Origin of the sequence: Pseudoalteromonas sp. Z9A5, assembly GCF_011378875.1 — a bacterium.
Lineage (GTDB): Bacteria > Pseudomonadota > Gammaproteobacteria > Enterobacterales > Alteromonadaceae > Pseudoalteromonas.
Map to the genome: position 1 here is coordinate 107989 of NZ_WTLC01000006.1, position 16690 is coordinate 124678.

Here is a 16690-nt window from a genome sequence, read left to right on the forward strand (position 1 = left end):
TCCTAGCTATCTGAAACCATAACAGTGATATGGCTTGTACGCTTAAGGATGCGGTCTGCGCGTCCTTTAGCACGAGGCATAATACGTTTCATTGTTGGACCATCGTCCACAAAAATCGTTGTTATGCGTAGCTCATCAATGTCAGCACCTTCGTTATGCTCTGCGTTAGCAATAGCAGACTCAAGTACTTTCTTAACTAATACAGCCGCTTTTTTCGGGCTGTACGCCAGGATTTCTAGTGCGCGATCTACAGGTAACCCGCGGATCTGATCTGCAACTAGACGTGCTTTTTGCGCCGAACCAGAGGCGAATTTATGTTTAGCTAATGCTTGCATTTATCTTCCCCTCTTATCGTTTCTTCGCTTTCTTATCCGCAGCATGGCCACGGTAAGTGCGAGTTGGTGCAAATTCACCTAGTTTGTGACCGATCATTTCGTCAGAAACGAAAACTGGTACGTGCTGGCGACCATTATGGACAGCAATGGTCAATCCGATCATGTTAGGTATGATCATTGAACGACGGCTCCAAGTTTTAATTGGCTTTTTCTCACCGCTTTCCAAAGCTTTCTCTACCTTCTTCAGCAAGTGTAGGTCTATAAAAGGACCCTTCTTGAGAGAGCGTGGCATGGCTATTCCTCAATATTACTTAGTACGACGACGTACTATAAATTTATCCGTACGCTTGTTCTTACGCGTCTTCGCACCTTTAGTCGGTTTACCCCATGGAGACACAGGATGACGACCACCAGATGTACGACCTTCACCACCACCGTGTGGGTGATCTACCGGGTTCATGGCAACACCACGAACTGTCGGACGAATACCACGCCAGCGATTTGCACCTGCTTTACCAAGTGAACGAAGCATATGCTCAGCATTGCCTACTTCACCTAGAGTCGCACGACAATCAGATTCAACTTTACGAACTTCGCCTGAACGAAGACGTAATGTTACATATTGACCATCACGAGCAAGGATTTGAACGTATGCACCAGCAGAACGTGCGATTTGAGCACCTTTACCTGGTTTTAATTCTACGTTGTGAACAGTCGAACCTACAGGCATATTACGCATTGGTAATGCATTACCAGGTTTGATTGGTGCATCAACACCAGACTGGATTGCATCGCCAGCTTTTAAGCCTTTAGGTGCGATAATGTAACGACGCTCACCGTCTGCATATAATACAAGAGCGATGTTTGCGCTACGATTTGGATCGTATTCTAAACGTTCAACAGTGGCTGGAATGCCATCTTTAGTACGTTTAAAATCGATTAAACGGTAATGTTGCTTATGACCACCACCGATATGACGAACCGTAATACGACCATTGTTATTACGACCACCTGATTTAGAGTTTTTCTCTAAAAGTGGTGCGTATGGCTTACCCTTATGTAGATCAGAGTTAACCACTTTAACTAGGTGACGACGGCCCGCAGAAGTAGGCTTACACTTTTGAAGTGCCATAATTCTATCCCCTTATTACTCGGCGCCGCCGACAAAGTCTAGTTCACTACCTTCTTTAAGAGTAACGTAAGCTTTTTTCCAGTCGTTACGACGACCGAAACGTGCGCCAGTACGTTTTGTTTTACCCTTAACATTAAGTGTGCGAACACCCGTTACTTCTACTTCAAAAAGCTTCTCAACTGCTACTTTAACTTCAGCTTTAGTTGCGTCATTTGCTACTTTAAAAACAATAGTATTGTTTTCTTCAGCTGCAATTGTGCTTTTTTCAGAGATATGTGGAGCAACGATCACTTTTAAAAGACGTTCTTCGCGGATCATGCTAGCGCCTCCTCAAGTTGCTTAACAGCAGCGGCTGTAATAAGTACCTTGTCGAAAGCAATTAAGCTTACAGGATCGATACCAGCTACATCACGCGTGTCAACCTTATAAAGGTTACGTGCCGATAAGAAAAGATTTTCATCTACTTCTTCAGTCACGATAAGAACATCTTTAAGCTCAAGTTCTTTAAGCTTAGCAACTAGTTCTTTAGTTTTTGGTGCTGCTAGAGCAAAACTTTCAACAACGATTAAACGCTCTTGACGAACTAATTCAGATAAGATGCTTTTAATCGCACCACGGTACATTTTACGGTTTACTTTTTGGCTGTGGTCTTGTGGTTTAGCTGCAAAGCTAACGCCACCTGAACGCCAAATTGGGCTACGGATTGTACCGGCACGTGCACGGCCAGTACCTTTTTGAGCCCATGGTTTTTTACCACCACCGCTTACTTCAGAACGTGTCTTCTGAGCACGAGTACCTTGACGAGCACCTGCTGCGTATGCAACAACTACTTGGTGTACTAATGCTTCGTTAAACTCACGTCCAAAAGTAGCTTCAGAAACTTCAAGACCGCCAGAAGCGTCTTTAATTGCTAATTCCATCACTAAATCTCCAGGACTTATGCTTTAACAGCTGGTTTAACGATAACGTCACCGCCAATAGCTCCAGGTACTGCACCCTTAACTAAAAGCAAATTACGCTCAGCGTCAACGCGAACTAGTTCTAAGTTTTGAGTCGTTACACGCTCAGCACCCATATGACCGGCCATTTTCTTACCTTTAAACACCTTACCAGGTGATTGGTTTTGACCGATTGAACCAGGAGCACGGTGAGATAGAGAGTTACCATGTGTAGCGTCTTGCATGCTGAAATTCCAGCGCTTAACACCACCTTGGAAACCTTTACCTTTAGAAGTACCGGTTACGTCAACCTTGTTGATTTCGTTGAATAATTCAACAGTAAGCTCAGAGCCTACTTCAAAATCGCCTTCACCACCGTTAAGGCGGAATTCCCACAGACCGCGACCCGCTTCAACACCAGCTTTAGCGAAATGACCCGCTTTAGCTTTGTTTACACGACTTGCTTTTTTAGTGCCTGCGGTTACTTGAAGCGCGTTATAACCGTCTGTTGCGTCAGATTTGATCTGAGCAATGCGGTTAGGTGTCGCTTCAATAACTGTCACAGGGATAGATACACCATCTTCAGTGAAGATTCGTGTCATACCCACTTTACGACCGACTAGACCTAATGCCATTTTCCTAAAACCTCTCTAATCTTTCGATTAACCCAGGCTGATTTGAACATCAACACCAGCAGCAAGATCTAAACGCATAAGAGCGTCAACAGTCTTGTCAGTTGGTTCTACGATGTCAATCAGACGTTTATGGGTGCGGATCTCGTACTGATCACGCGCATCTTTATTAACGTGCGGTGAAGTTAGTACAGTAAAACGTTCAAAGCGTGTAGGTAGTGGAATTGGTCCACGTACTTGTGCGCCAGTGCGTTTCGCAGTTTCCACGATTTCTGCCGTTGATTGGTCAATCAAACGGTGGTCAAAAGCTTTTAGGCGAATACGAATGCGTTGATTTGACATTCTTAACCTCAATATAAAGAGCATTTAAAAGAGCATAAAAAAACGTCCGGAACAATCTTAAAACTTAAGATGCCGGCTGCTTAATTATATCTACGTTGAGTTCCAAATCGGAACTCCTGTTTATTAGCTTGAAATCCAAGCTTAATTTATCCTCTCCAATCCCCTAGGGAATTTAGAAAGCCTGCGTATTATAGAGGTATTGGTGATAAATGCAACAGCTATTTGAGAATAATCTGATAAGGCACTGTTTGGTTAGTATTAGCCATCAACTAAAACTTAATAGCTAAGATGAAACCAATACCCTAATTAACTAATAATAAGTTCTTTATGGTGTAGCTAGCGCATGTTTGGTATTTGTAAGTCGTTATCACCTATTTATAGGGAAAACTACACTGTATAGGCCTAGTTCTAACTAAAAAATAAACATACTGCTGTAAATTCAACCTCAAAAGCTAAACACGTCCTAGGCAAACTAAAGGATTTTTTAGATATATGGTATCCTATTATGCTAATTTTGCTTTTAATACCCTCTATATGGTGAGTCGATGCGTATTTTTAATTATTGTTTAAATGTTATTTCTGCAGGAGTAAGTCGCTTACTAGTAAAAAGTAAGGTCCTTCCAGAAAACCCGATTGAACAGTATAAGCTAAATCCAGAATACCCTACTTTTTATATCGTACGCTTAAATTCTCGCTTTGATTTAGCCGCACTCAATAACGTGTGTAAAAAGCATGGATTACCAAGCCCAACCGATCAGCAAATTTTAGGTGATCAACAACTTGAGCGTTTTATTGGTATAAAAAACCCACCGCCACTATTTGGTGATGAAGCGAAACCAACTACGGCATTGGCTCAGGGTAAGCAAATTATTGAGTATTTAGTTAAAAGTGGTCAGCAAAACGTACAAGTAGTGCCAGTTACTATTTTGTGGGGTCGTAATCCAGGTAAAGAAAAGCCGGGTATACACACTTTAATTACACATTCACTAACACCAAGCTGGTTCAGAAAGATTTTCGTCGTCTTGTTTTCAGGTCGTGATAACTTTATTCGCTTTAGCCAACCACTCGACTTATCACTTTTGGTGAATGAAAAGGTAGATGTTAGCGAACTACCTCATAAGTTACTGCGTGTGGCATTAGTTCACTTTAAACGTCAAAAGCTTGCTGCGACTGGTCCTAAAATGCCATCACGCGAGCAATTATTTAACTCTTTATTGGCCTCACCTACAATAAAAAAAGCAATTCAAGATGAAGCCCAATCTAAAAATATTACTCAAGAACAAGCACGACAAAATGCGCTTAAACTACTTAACGAAATAGCTGCTAATTACTCTGAGGCAATGATACGAGTAGCCGAAAGATTTTTAACTTGGTTGTGGAATAAGCTCTATAACGGTATTGATATTAAGCACGCAGAACAAATTCATGAATTAACTGATAAAGGTCATGAAATTATTTATATGCCTTGTCATCGCAGCCATATGGATTACTTACTGCTTACCTACTCTATTTACCACTTAGGTTTAGTACCGCCACATATAGCTGCGGGTATAAATCTTAACTTTTTCCCTGCCGGCGGCATATTTAGACGCTCAGGTGCGTTTTTTATTCGTCGTTCGTTTGCTGGTAATAAACTTTACTCAGCCATATTCAAAGAGTACTTAAGCCAGTTATTTATTAAAGGTTATTCTGTTAAGTTTTATACAGAAGGTGGTCGAAGCCGAACTGGTCGTTTGCTTCCACCTAAAACGGGTATGCTATCAATGACCTTACAAGCAATGCTACGCGGAATAGACCGTCCAATATCGATTGTTCCTGTGTACATTGGCTACGAACACGTAATGGAAATTAACACCTATCTTAAAGAGCTGGATGGAAAAGATAAAAAAGGCGAATCTATATTTGGTATTTTTAAGGCAATTAAAAACCTTAAAAACTACGGTCGTGGTAACTTAAACTTTGGTGATCCAATCTCAATTAACCAATACCTAAACGATAACCAACCTGATTGGCGTGATTCAATACACCCTACCGATGTGCAAAAGCCACAATGGTTAGCCTCACAAGTAACTAAACTTGCCGACCAAGTAATGGTTAAAATTAATAATGCTGCGGCGCTTAATGCAGTAAATTTACTTGCGATGATATTGCTTGTTAACGATAAACAAGCATTGAGTAAACCAAAGCTATTAGCACAACTTGATTTTTATCTGCGCTTACAACGCGACGCAAGCTATAGCGATAAAGTAACCGCGCCAGACGAAACACCAGAGCAATTACTAACGCATGCATTAAAGCTGAATAAGTTTGAAGTTATAAGTGATGAATTTGGCGAAATTATTACTATTAGCGATAAAGAAAAAGTACTGTTTAATTACTACCGAAACAATATTTTGCACTTGTTTTCAGTACCAAGCTTAATTGCGCTGCACCTATTTAAACAACACAGCACAACTATTGAGCAATGCCAGCAACTTGTAAAAACGTTTTATCCGTTGTTTGCTAAAGAATGGTATTTACAGCCTCTTGATGAAAACTATATAACGCGTATTTTAGCTAACTTTGCTGATCAAAATTTAATTGAGTTTGATGGCGATAACATTCATATAACGAACAGTAATGACTGCTTAGCTAAGCTAGAAATGCTTGGGCGAGCACTTAGTTTTACTCTACAACGTTACGCTATTGTGATTGGTTTTATTCAAACAAGTGATGGTATTGAAAAAGCTGAGCTTGAAAGAGAAAGCCAAGTACTCGCTCAGCGTTTAGGTACACTGCATGGCATTAAAACACCTGAGTTTTTTGATAAAAAAGTACTTGTTAGTTTTATTGATAACTTACGTGGCGAGTCGTTAATAACCGAAGGTGATAAAGGCTTAGTAGGTAGTACACAACTTTGCGAAACCTACGCACACCTTAAAACATTACTGCCAGCACGCGTCTGGCAGTCAATCAGCGATATAGTACAAGATCAGTGTAACTAGTAATATATCTATAGAAGGGGGTTAGCGCTGACGCATAACCCCTTCTTGCATTGTTGAGGCAACCAAGTTGCCTTGGCGATCAAAAAACTGCCCGCGTACCAAACCACACCCATTACTCGCACTTGGACTATCAATTGAATACAAAATCCAATCATCCATTCTAAATGGGCGATGAAACCACATTGCATGATCAATAGTAGCTACTTGCATATTTGGCTGCATAAACGATACACCATGAGGCTGTAATGCTGTTGGTAAAAACTCAAAATCAGAGGCATACGCTAATAAGTAATTGTGGATGCGCTGATCGTCTGGCATTTCACCATTAGCTTTAAACCAAATATGCTTTACCGGCTCCATAACTTCTGGTTTAAACGGGTTATGAAAAGTAACTGGTCGCATTTCAATTGGCATTTCACGCGTAAACTTATTACGGATGACTTCAGGGATATGCGAAGCGTTATCTTGGTAAAACTCAAGTGATGAACGTAATTCTTCAGGTGCGGGTACATCAGGCATTGTAGCTTGATGCGACAAACCATTTTCTTCACCTTGGAATGACGCGGTCATATAAAAAATAGGCTTACCGTACTGAATCGCTTTTACACGACGAGTACTAAAGCTTTTACCATCTCGAATAGTTTCTACATCATAAACAATAGGTTTAGCCGGATCGCCTGGGCGTAAAAAATAAGAATGTAACGAATGGACTATACGCCCCTCAGGTAGAGTTTCTTTAGCGGCAGAAAGCGCCTGCCCCATAACTTGACCGCCAAACACAGCACCAAAGCCTAAATCTTGGCTTTGTCCTCGATATAAACCTTGCTCAATTTCTTCAAGTGTTAACAACGACAATAAATCATCTAATACTTGGCTCATTACTTCTTCCTCATTACCCTAGTATCCAAATGATACTATACAATAGTGGGAAGTAAATATTTGTTAGGAATACTGTTATGGCTTACTGGCTATTTAAAACTGAACCCGATGCGTTTTCATTAGATGATTTGAAAAACGCACCAAAACAAACGACTCTTTGGGAAGGCGTGCGTAATTACCAAGCGCGAAACTTCATGCGTGATGGCGTAAAGGTCGGTGATTTAGTGATGATTTACCATTCAAGCTGTAAACACGTAGGCGTAGCGGGTATTGCCGAAGTGACACACAATGCCTACCCAGATCCTACTCAGTTTGATTTAAGTAGCGACTATTACGATGCAAAAGCCACCAGCGATAAACCACGCTGGGTTGTTGTTGACGTTACTTACCAAAGCCATTTAAAAAAATTAATTAGCCTTAAAGATATTAAAGCTAATAATAATATTACTGAAATCGCACTTAAAAAAGGCGGACGACTATCAATAATGCCTGTTACTCAAAATGACTGGGATGAAATAATCAAAATGGCGCAGTAACACCCTCTCGGTTTGACCTAATTTCATTGAGTTTGATATGATCTATGCTGACTTATAGCTGGAGGATTAATGAAATTACTGTATTGGTTAGATGAATGGTTAGCTCTCCCGCGCAATGAGCAACAAACTCGATTACCCATGACGGGTAGTGATTTACTCGGCGATGTATTTGTTAAGTATGATTTTGTTGACGTTAATAAGCCCCTGCTTTTTACCTTTTCACCCGCAGGTACTAACGTGCAAGAGCAAGATCTTCACCCTGATTTTGCACCATGGGGTTATCACTTAGCTCAAAAACAAAACGTAAACGTAATCGCTTTTCAGCATTTAGGTAAAAGTAACTGGTTTCGTAATCGTAATTTAATCTTTTTTCTTGAGCAGTTATCAACATTAATCACTCCATTTAATTGTCGACTAGGCTATGGCTTAAGCCGTGGTGGATTTGCTGTTGGCGCTTTTGCTAAACTATTAAAACTAAACCAAGTACTGTTCTTTCATCCGGTAAGTACTAAAAACAAAGAATTAGTACCATGGGATGACCGCTCTAGTACCGATATAGCTCAGCATTTTGACTGGCAACAAGATTATCACGATCTAGATTTAGGAGATGCCCAAGGCTATATTATTTACGATCCTACTAATCGTATAGACCGAATGCACGCCAAGCGCTATAAGCAGTTAACTCACTTGCGAGTATTTGGTATGGGACATGGCACACATGCCACATATTTGAATAAGTTTGGGTTTTATAAGCAAGTAGCTGTCGATTTTATTCAGCATCAGCAAATTGATATTGCGCAGTTTCGTCTGCAAACTAAAACCTTGCGGTTTAAAGAGGATTATTACAAACGACTCAATAAAGCCAATACAAATTCAGTGCATCGAAAAGAGTTACTCAGCAAAGCACATAATATTCTTATTGATGAAAAGAAAGTACATATACAAGAACATCAAAAAAAAATAGATATTCAACCACTCATAGATGTTGCACTTAAGCACCAAGATGAACACCCTGCTGATGCAATTCAACTGCTTGAAGTTGCCCAAAAGCTTGTTCCAGGCGATCCGCTAGTAGAGCATAAGTTAAAGCAATTAGAATAGGTATACAGGAGAAAGTAGTACGCTATTTTCTCTTTTTCTTTTTGTGTCCATGTTTTGGCACAATTAAAAAATATAAAAACAATCCCAGCCACGAAAAAAAAATAATGCCAATTAACCAGCCATTTTTTTCGTGGCCCTGAGTTCTTTTATTATTAAGTACAATAACAACAGGTAAAATGTACGCACTTAATACTATTATTAAAAATACAACTTCATTCATTATTTAACTAAGCTTTCCCAATCAACTTCATTTTTTAGTACGCGTTCAACCGAAATATAATGCAAAATATCACCTGCATTTATTTTGTAATCAAGCGCCGGATTTAAATCCATATTTTGCGCACTTAAGTCATGAGCTACACCTAATAATATTGCATCGTGATGTTGCTTAAAATGATGAAACAAAGTACCAAAATTCATTTCATTGGTATCTTTAGGAATTTCTAAACTAAATTGGGTATCGCCATGAAGTGTTGAAAGTAACTCTTCTTGCACACGGCTAGACCCAGGATCTTGCATTGAACGCACCAATATTTCTGCTGATTTAGCGCTGCTACATTCTACATTTTGACAATGCTCTAATAGCATATCTACTTTGGTTTCATCTAAAAAATGAGCACTTATATGACACTCTTCTTTTACTAAGCGGCTAATACGCAGTGCTGTAGTAAATGTTTGATCGTCGTCTTGACCATCAATAATAACCTTATCGGCACGACGAATAGCCACACGCTCTAGCTCACTTAAGTTTGTAAAGCTTGTTAAACGTGCAAAATCGACACTTTCATTCGTTAAAAAGGGGTGATCCATTTGCTCAGTTACCGCAAGTAAAATCCGGCGGTCAGTTCGCTTTGTATCAGCAAGAATGTAATCAATCATTTTTTTTGTTCTAGTATCGTGCCAACCAAAAATAATAATGTGATTGTTACTATGAGCAAAGTTTTTATCACCAGTCATAACGCGCCTAATTAAGTAAGTAACTGTTTGCCCTGCTTTTCCCAGCAGAACACCAAATAAAGCTAAACCAAATGGAATTTGTACTAATGCAACCACCCAACGACCAAGATCTGTAATAGGACTAAAATCCCCATAACCCACTGTTGATGTAGTTACTGTGTAATAGTAGAAAAAGGTGGTAAGCGAAGTGAGTGCTTGCTCATTTGCTATATATAACAATATCCACGTTAATAGCATATGAGTCAAAATAGCTAACGCCACTGCTTGCCAACTTAATTGATCGACGTGAGCTCGAAGAAGTAACGCTAGCCTTTTAAATATCAACGGCATAATACGAATCTTTGTTAGTAAATTATCTATAAACAGTACGTTACTGTAAGCAATACTTTTAAGCAATGTTTAAGCCACTGGCAATAAGGAGTTATTTAAATAAAACTAAATGCTGTTTGCTAATAATATTATTAAACATACTCACCTTAAATATTTTACCGCAGTCAACTTGGATAACTTAACACTGTGGGTATTACTACCAATGCCCGTAACAGACATTGGGGAATGAGAATACGATGAGGTTTTATGTGTTACAGCTTTTTATAACAAGAGTATTTTTATAATGAATATTAAACTTTTACTCATTTTAGCGGGCTATAAATAATATTACTTCCCGCATTTATTTAACTTGATAAAATAGTCATAGGTAAACTTAATATTGGGTTTTCTGAATCTGCAAAATGCATCATTACGGCTATATGCCCTGCAACAACTAAGGCGTACATAACTGCTGAGAAACACTGCCCATATTTATCAAGTGGCATTAAATGGGAGTAGTGTCGACCTCGCCATTCAAAAACAATTTCTAGCGCGCCTACAAACAAAAAGAACACCAGTAACGTTAAGCCAAACGTGTAACTTAACCATAAACCAAATAGCACACCTAGCAAGCATACGCTTAAGCCAATCCATGAACGCATTGAAAAGCTGATACTTTTTAATACATGTCCACCATCAAGCGGTAAAATAGGTAGCAGGTTAAACAAATTCAGTAATGCACTAAGAACCGCAACACCTGCAAATATTTCCATCTCGGTGGCGTAATACAAAACCACACCTAATACCGAGGTAATTAAACCAAATGCAGGTCCCATTAGTGATATAACTACATCTTGCCAACGAGTCGTTATTTTGTCATCACTTACAGCAAGCCCGCCAACAAATGGGATTAGATAAATGCCCTTCGTTTTGATACCAAAATACTTCATTGCTCGCACATGACCGTATTCATGTACAACTAAACAAGCAATTAGCATTAACGCAAACTCAATACTAAACAACCACGCGTAACCCGCAACAGAAGCCCCTGCAAGTACTACTTTAATTACCTTCGCACTTTTAAATAGCTTAAAGCCTAATGCAGCTAAACCTAAAAAACCTTTTTTAGGTTTAGCATTTATAGATGCAGGTAACGCAAGTTGCGTTGCAAATTTATCATCCACAAACAACGAAATACTTTGCTCTTTAACTGCTTCCGTATCAATACCAATAACTTGGTTATCGTAAGTAAATTGATAGTAGTTATCACGCGGATTATCAAACGTAATGGCTTGTTGTGCATGAAATACCTGCACAATTTTTTGCCCAGACACCATAAGTGAAAATGGTTGTTCAGCTAAAGTAAGATCTATTCTTATCATAATTAAGACCGTTTAAAACAATGGCGCTAGTATACCTTCTCAGCTAAAAAAAACGAGTAACGATAAATAATAACAATTTTAAAATTAAAGTTTTTTAATACTGACAAAAACGATCAAAACTACTACTTTTATAGTAACCACATGCAATACATTAAAAGAGGTCAGAGTGAATAAAATAGTACCTAATATTTTAGTAGTTGACGATTCAAAAGCTATTCTGATAGTTATGGAGGCTATACTCAACGAATTAAATATGTCTGAAACTATAATTACATGCCTCAGTGCTGCAAAAGCGCTCGAAAAAGTTAAAATGGATATAAACTACTTTGATGCTATTTTTACCGATCTAAACATGCCTGATATGGATGGTATGGAATTAATACGTCACCTCGGAGCATTACATTATCAAGGTGCTATTGTTATTATTTCTGAAATGGAACATAAGGTTATTAACTTAGCAGCAAACCTTGCTAAGCAACATAATGCCCACCTCATTGGCAATATAACAAAACCGATCCAGTTATCTCAAGTAAGTGCCTTACTTACCAAAGTAGCGCAATTTAACTGTCATACTTTAATTAGAGAGCCTGCAATTTCTAAAGAGGAGCTAATCAGCGCGCTAGAGAATGACGAAATCACCCCTTTTTATCAACCCAAAGTAAACGTTAACAACAATAAAATAGAAAGCGTAGAAGTACTCGCCCGTATAGTCTCAAATAAAGATGGGAGTGTTATTTCACCAAATCGCTTTATTAGCCTTGCTGAGCAACATGATTTAATTAACCAAATTTCATTTTCTCTCTTTAAGAAAGCCACTAGCGATTTTAGTAATATAAAAACACAGCTTGGAAACGATTTCAAACTAGCCTTTAACTTATCGTCTATTCAACTTGATGATTTAAACTGCCCTAATAAATTATTACTCATACTGGAAGAAAACAAGCTTACACCTAGCAATATAATTATTGAAATAACAGAGCAACATGCACTTTCTAGCCTCACTCAGTTGGAAACTTTAAACAGGTTAAGAATGCATGGATTTGGATTATCATTAGATGATTTTGGTGTTGGTTTTACTAATATGAATCAACTTAAAAGCCTGCCCTTTACGGAAATAAAAATAGACCGTTCACTCATTAGTAATATAGATACTGATTTATTCTCTCAGGTAGTTGTTAGCTCATTAATTAATATTACAAGCGGAGAGCATCTAGATTTAGTCGCTGAAGGCGTTGAGCGACTAGAAGAGCTTGCTTACTTAAAACACTATCGAAGAAATTTAGCTATTCAAGGCTTTTTATTTAGCTGCCCTAAGCCAAAAAATGAATTTATATGTTGGGCCAAAGACTGGATTAAAGCCGACAAGAGCCCCTCTTAAAAAGTGAACTTAATAACTTCATAGGTTATTTAACTAGTTACCATTTTGGGGAGCCTTGTCTTCTTCACAAACTATATGCTCACTATTAGCTAAGCGTTTACGCCAACGCTGCCTTGCTACTGCGCGCATATTAGTAGATTGATCTCGCTCATCTACAATTTCTAACCCCATTAGCGCTTCAATCATATCTTCTAACGTTACGATACCTTGTACATCGCCATACTCATCAACAACTAAGCATATATGCGTGCGTTTTGTTAAAAGTGTTTGCAGTAACGACGATACATTTTGAGAACTCGGCACCGTATAAATAGGCTTAATCAATTTGCTAATTTTATAGTCAGTACCCAGTCGATGAAATGCCAACATAATATCGTTTTTATGCACAAAACCTATTATATCGTCGGCGTCTTTATCAAATACAAGTATTCGAGAGAATGACGACGAGCCATGCTCATTTAAATACTGATTTACCGTTAAATCTTTGTGTATTTTAAAAATGACTGTTCGGGGAGTTATTAAATCGCATAGTTTTGCATGCTTAAAATGTAGAAGGTTACGGATAATATCTGATTCATCTTGATGCAAAGCGCCTAATTCTGTGCCTATATCTGCCATTGCTTCTATTTCTTGACGGATATAGTACGCCTCATCGTGTTTTGAACCCATTAAGTTTGTCAGCTTCTGCGCAAACCATACAAATGGCTTGAGTAAAATCACTAAAAAACGCAAAGCATAAGTAACACTTGGCGTTAAAGCTCGCCAGTAGTTTGCCCCTAATGTTTTTGGAATAATTTCAGATAGTACTAAAACGAGGAACGTCATAATGGCTGATGCAATACCCACAGCCGCATCTGAAAAAACCACGGCAGCTTGCGCGCCAACCCCAGCAGCACCAGCGGTGTGAGCCACAGTATTAAGCGTTAAAATAGCAGCTAAAGGCTGATCGATATTATTTTTAAGTTTTTCCAACTGCTGAGCAAGTAAAGGATGCTCCTTACGAAGTAATGCTACGTAGCTAGGTGATATGCTTAATAATACAGCCTCCATCACAGAACACAAAAATGAAATAACAATGGCAACCACCATATAAACAATCAGTAAAGTCACTTTATCTCCTCTATATTGGATATGTGAGCATGGTAACAATACATGCTATATTTGGCTAAATTATTAATAATAGGCTCAACAATGAAGTTTAGCGCACCTTGGTACAACCATAATAAATTGTTTAAACATGCCACAATCCTTTTAACCCTTAGTAGCTTAAGTTTTGCATCGATTGCTGCACCACTCGATAAATCAAAAGTTCAATTTATTGGCCCCTTAGCTGAGGACATGCAATTAAAGCCTTTTCAAACACCTCATGGCGATGCCATTGTTAATAATCTATTGCCACAACTTCAAGCAAACTCCAATGAGTTAACAATTTTTGGAAAAAAACAAAGCTGGCAGCCATTTAACAAAATTAATGCGCTTACGTTAGGCGGGCTTCAAGCACTTAAGTTTAATATTGAAACAACACGCTTTACACAAGGTACTCTTACCTTAAAAGGAATTGAGCAAGGCCAATTATTTATAAATGGTGAACTGCAAAAAAGTGATAAAAACAGCTACAAACTGGCTTTAACTAATAGCACTCACTCTGTTTTAATAGTAGCTCAGCAAGTAGCTAATTGGCACGACGTAACGCTTGATTTTACACCTAAAAGCGAGATTGATAAAATTACGCTTAGCACTTCACAAATAAAGCGTTTATCGGCAAAGCAATTATTTGATGCACCTACTATTAGCCAACTATCACTCGCACCTAATGCCAAGCAGTACGTTACTACCACGCGTACTTATAACGATAAAACACAAAACCAAGCAAATACAGTTACTGTCCTTAAAGACTCTGAAAATCAAACGGTTTATCGATTTGAAGCAGGTCAACCAAGTAATATTATTTGGAGCCCAGATAATCAGTTTTTAGTGTATTTATTAAATGGTGAGCTAAAACAGCTTAGCCGTAAAAACTTATCAATAAAAACACTAGCAGACGATTTAGAAGGTGCCAGTGGCTTCACATTTTATAACGACACGAGCCTTTTATTTAGTTGGTCTAAATCTCCAGAAACTACAGACAGCTTAACTAAACATTATAAAGGCTTACAAGATCGTTGGTCGTATGCCCGTAACACCAGCCAAATATATATACTAGACACTAAAAGCGGATTAGCAAAAGCACTCAGCCAAGGCCCTCTTTCTCATAGCCTTGAGGATTCAAATAGTAATCGTGGCAAAATATTAATGAGCCGCCCAGTAACGGTAATGCAGGCATCGACTCACCCAGAAACTGAATTAGTCGAACTAGATTTAAAATCAAACAAGGTTTTATCGCTAGGTAAATTTAAAACATTTAACCAGGCTAAATATACAAATAAAGATGTATACGTAGTTGCCGGACCAGATTTTAAAAATGGTACTGGCAGAGCCTTATCTAAAACAATGCTTGCTAATAACTACGATGGACAGCTGTACTTACTTACTGAAGGCGGCAAAAGCGTAAAGGCATTCAGTAAACAGTTCAACCCTGCTATTGGTATGCTTAAAGTATTAAGTAACGGCGATGCCCTTGTAAAAGTAACAGAGCAAGACACTCAACCACTTTATTTGTTTGATTTAAGTAAGCAGCGTTTTAAAAAGTTAAATACTGGCTTAGACATTGTTGAGCAATTTAGCTATTCGAACGATCGAAATACAGAAATTCTCGTAAGTGGCACTAGCGCCTTGGCACCTCAGCAATTAAAACGCCTTAACATAAGTAAAAATAAAACAGATCTATTATGGGATTCAAAACCTTATGCCTATGCAAATACACGCATGCCTACATTAGAAGAGTTTAATTTTAAAAATAAAAAGGGTATTGAAATAACAGGGCGTGTTTATATTCCAAGCAACCTAGATAAAACGAAAAAACACCCTGCTCTAGTTTATTACTATGGTGGTACTTCACCAGTTACTCGTGGCTTTACGGGTCGTTACCCATTTAATTTGTGGGCAGAAAACGGCTACGTTGTTTATGTGCTGCAACCTACGGGCGCAACTGGGTTTGGGCAAACATTTTCAGCGCAACATGTTAATGCATGGGGTGATTATACTGCCGATGATATAATTGAAGGTACTCAGGCATTTTTAAAAAAATATGATTACGTTGATAGTAAAAAAATTGGGAATTTAGGCGCTTCATACGGTGGTTTTATGACCATGCTACTGGCAACCAAAACCGATATGTTTAGTGCCTCAATTGCTCATGCAGGTATTTCTAATATTACCTCGTATTGGGGCGAAGGTTGGTGGGGTTACTTATATTCTGGTGAAGCATCTAAAAATAGCTTTCCGTGGAATAATCCTGAGCTTTACAGCCAGCATAGCCCAGTATTTCATGCCGATAAAGTAACAACACCTATGCTACTTCTTCATGGTGATAGCGATACTAATGTACCCGTTGGCGAAAGCTTAACAATGTACACTGCGCTTAAATTACTTAATAAAGATGTAGAGTTAATTGAGTACAAAGGTGCCGACCACCAAATTTTTGCACGTGATAAACGATTTGATTGGTGGAATACCATGTTAGCGTACTTTGATAAAAAGCTAAAAGACGAGCCTCAATGGTGGAACTCAATGTATTCAGATAACTAATATTAGGGCGTGTTGATCTTTGCGGTATAAAAAACAAACAGCATGAGGATGAGGTATAATTGAATTCGCTAAAAAACGTTACACCGAACCCTCATGCC

At 38.5% G+C, this 16690-nt stretch carries 17 protein-coding genes; 5 read left to right on the plus strand and 12 right to left on the minus strand.

From position 1 onward, the window contains the following. Positions 1-2: 2 nt before the first annotated feature. From rplV to rpsJ, 7 genes are read right to left on the minus strand one after another with little or no spacing between them, the layout of a single operon-like run. Complete coding sequence (gene rplV, locus GQR56_RS05285) at positions 3-335, minus strand: 50S ribosomal protein L22 (protein ID WP_002957892.1); 333 nt, start codon at positions 333-335, stop codon at positions 3-5. 13 nt (positions 336-348) lie between these two features. Beyond that, positions 349-627 carry a 30S ribosomal protein S19 gene (rpsS, locus tag GQR56_RS05290; protein ID WP_004588689.1) on the minus strand — a complete coding sequence of 93 codons (279 nt, stop codon included), beginning with the start codon at positions 625-627 and terminating at the stop codon, positions 349-351. 15 nt (positions 628-642) lie between these two features. Then, a complete protein-coding gene (gene rplB, locus GQR56_RS05295) occupies positions 643-1467 on the minus strand; it encodes a 50S ribosomal protein L2 (protein WP_002957895.1) in 825 nt (274 codons plus the stop codon). A 15-nt stretch (positions 1468-1482) separates the two neighbouring features. Further along, a complete protein-coding gene (rplW, locus tag GQR56_RS05300; RefSeq protein ID WP_024613011.1) occupies positions 1483-1785 on the minus strand; it encodes a 50S ribosomal protein L23 in 303 nt (100 codons plus the stop codon). Then, a complete protein-coding gene (gene rplD, locus GQR56_RS05305; RefSeq protein ID WP_002957897.1) occupies positions 1782-2387 on the minus strand; it encodes a 50S ribosomal protein L4 in 606 nt (201 codons plus the stop codon). Before rplD ends, rplW begins: the two co-directional genes overlap by 4 nt. 17 nt (positions 2388-2404) lie before the next feature. Next, a complete protein-coding gene (gene rplC, locus GQR56_RS05310) occupies positions 2405-3040 on the minus strand; it encodes a 50S ribosomal protein L3 (RefSeq protein WP_024613010.1) in 636 nt (211 codons plus the stop codon). A gap of 27 nt (positions 3041-3067) precedes the next feature. Beyond that, positions 3068-3379 (minus strand): 30S ribosomal protein S10, encoded by a 312-nt coding sequence (rpsJ, locus tag GQR56_RS05315; RefSeq protein ID WP_002957900.1) that lies wholly within the window; start codon positions 3377-3379, stop codon positions 3068-3070. 545 nt (positions 3380-3924) lie between these two features. Here rpsJ and plsB point away from each other — a divergent pair. Further along, positions 3925-6363: a glycerol-3-phosphate 1-O-acyltransferase PlsB gene (gene plsB, locus GQR56_RS05320; RefSeq protein WP_166109389.1), complete on the plus strand. Its 2439-nt coding sequence runs from the start codon at positions 3925-3927 to the stop codon at positions 6361-6363. Between the two features lie 21 nt (positions 6364-6384). On the opposite strand, the gene tesB is transcribed toward plsB, so the two are convergent. Continuing rightward, positions 6385-7242, minus strand: a complete 858-nt coding sequence (tesB, locus tag GQR56_RS05325; protein WP_002957902.1) for an acyl-CoA thioesterase II — start codon at positions 7240-7242, stop codon at positions 6385-6387. 77 nt (positions 7243-7319) lie between these two features. Here tesB and GQR56_RS05330 point away from each other — a divergent pair, with 77 nt between their 5' ends. Together GQR56_RS05330 and GQR56_RS05335 are read left to right on the plus strand one after the other, a co-directional pair. Then, positions 7320-7778, plus strand: a complete 459-nt coding sequence (locus GQR56_RS05330) for an EVE domain-containing protein (RefSeq protein ID WP_166109390.1) — start codon at positions 7320-7322, stop codon at positions 7776-7778. Positions 7779-7847: 69 nt separating this feature from the next. Beyond that, the gene (locus GQR56_RS05335; protein ID WP_166109391.1) at positions 7848-8879 is read left to right on the plus strand and encodes a cytosolic protein; all 1032 of its coding nucleotides are present in this window, start codon (positions 7848-7850) and stop codon (positions 8877-8879) included. A 22-nt stretch (positions 8880-8901) separates the two neighbouring features. Here the strand turns inward: GQR56_RS05335 and GQR56_RS05340 are convergent, their stop codons facing one another. The 3 genes from GQR56_RS05340 to GQR56_RS05350 all read right to left on the minus strand — a co-directional run bounded on the left by GQR56_RS05340 (position 8902) and on the right by GQR56_RS05350 (position 11527). Then, on the minus strand, positions 8902-9099 hold the full coding sequence (locus GQR56_RS05340; RefSeq protein WP_024613006.1) for a PLDc N-terminal domain-containing protein: 198 nt from the start codon (positions 9097-9099) through the stop codon (positions 8902-8904). Then, positions 9099-10166 (minus strand): potassium channel family protein, encoded by a 1068-nt coding sequence (locus GQR56_RS05345; protein ID WP_024613005.1) that lies wholly within the window; start codon positions 10164-10166, stop codon positions 9099-9101. Before GQR56_RS05345 ends, GQR56_RS05340 begins: the two co-directional genes overlap by 1 nt. Positions 10167-10510: 344 nt before the next feature. Continuing rightward, complete coding sequence (locus GQR56_RS05350) at positions 10511-11527, minus strand: site-2 protease family protein (protein ID WP_166109392.1); 1017 nt, start codon at positions 11525-11527, stop codon at positions 10511-10513. A gap of 166 nt (positions 11528-11693) precedes the next feature. Here GQR56_RS05350 and GQR56_RS05355 point away from each other — a divergent pair, with 166 nt between their 5' ends. Continuing rightward, positions 11694-12905, plus strand: coding sequence for an EAL domain-containing response regulator (locus GQR56_RS05355; RefSeq protein WP_166109393.1), 1212 nt, complete (start codon positions 11694-11696; stop codon positions 12903-12905). A 33-nt stretch (positions 12906-12938) separates the two neighbouring features. Here the strand turns inward: GQR56_RS05355 and GQR56_RS05360 are convergent, their stop codons facing one another. Beyond that, a complete protein-coding gene (locus GQR56_RS05360; protein ID WP_166109394.1) occupies positions 12939-14015 on the minus strand; it encodes a hemolysin family protein in 1077 nt (358 codons plus the stop codon). 81 nt (positions 14016-14096) lie between these two features. Here GQR56_RS05360 and GQR56_RS05365 point away from each other — a divergent pair, with 81 nt between their 5' ends. After that, positions 14097-16592: a prolyl oligopeptidase family serine peptidase gene (locus GQR56_RS05365; protein WP_166109395.1), complete on the plus strand. Its 2496-nt coding sequence runs from the start codon at positions 14097-14099 to the stop codon at positions 16590-16592. Positions 16593-16690: the final 98 nt, after the last annotated feature.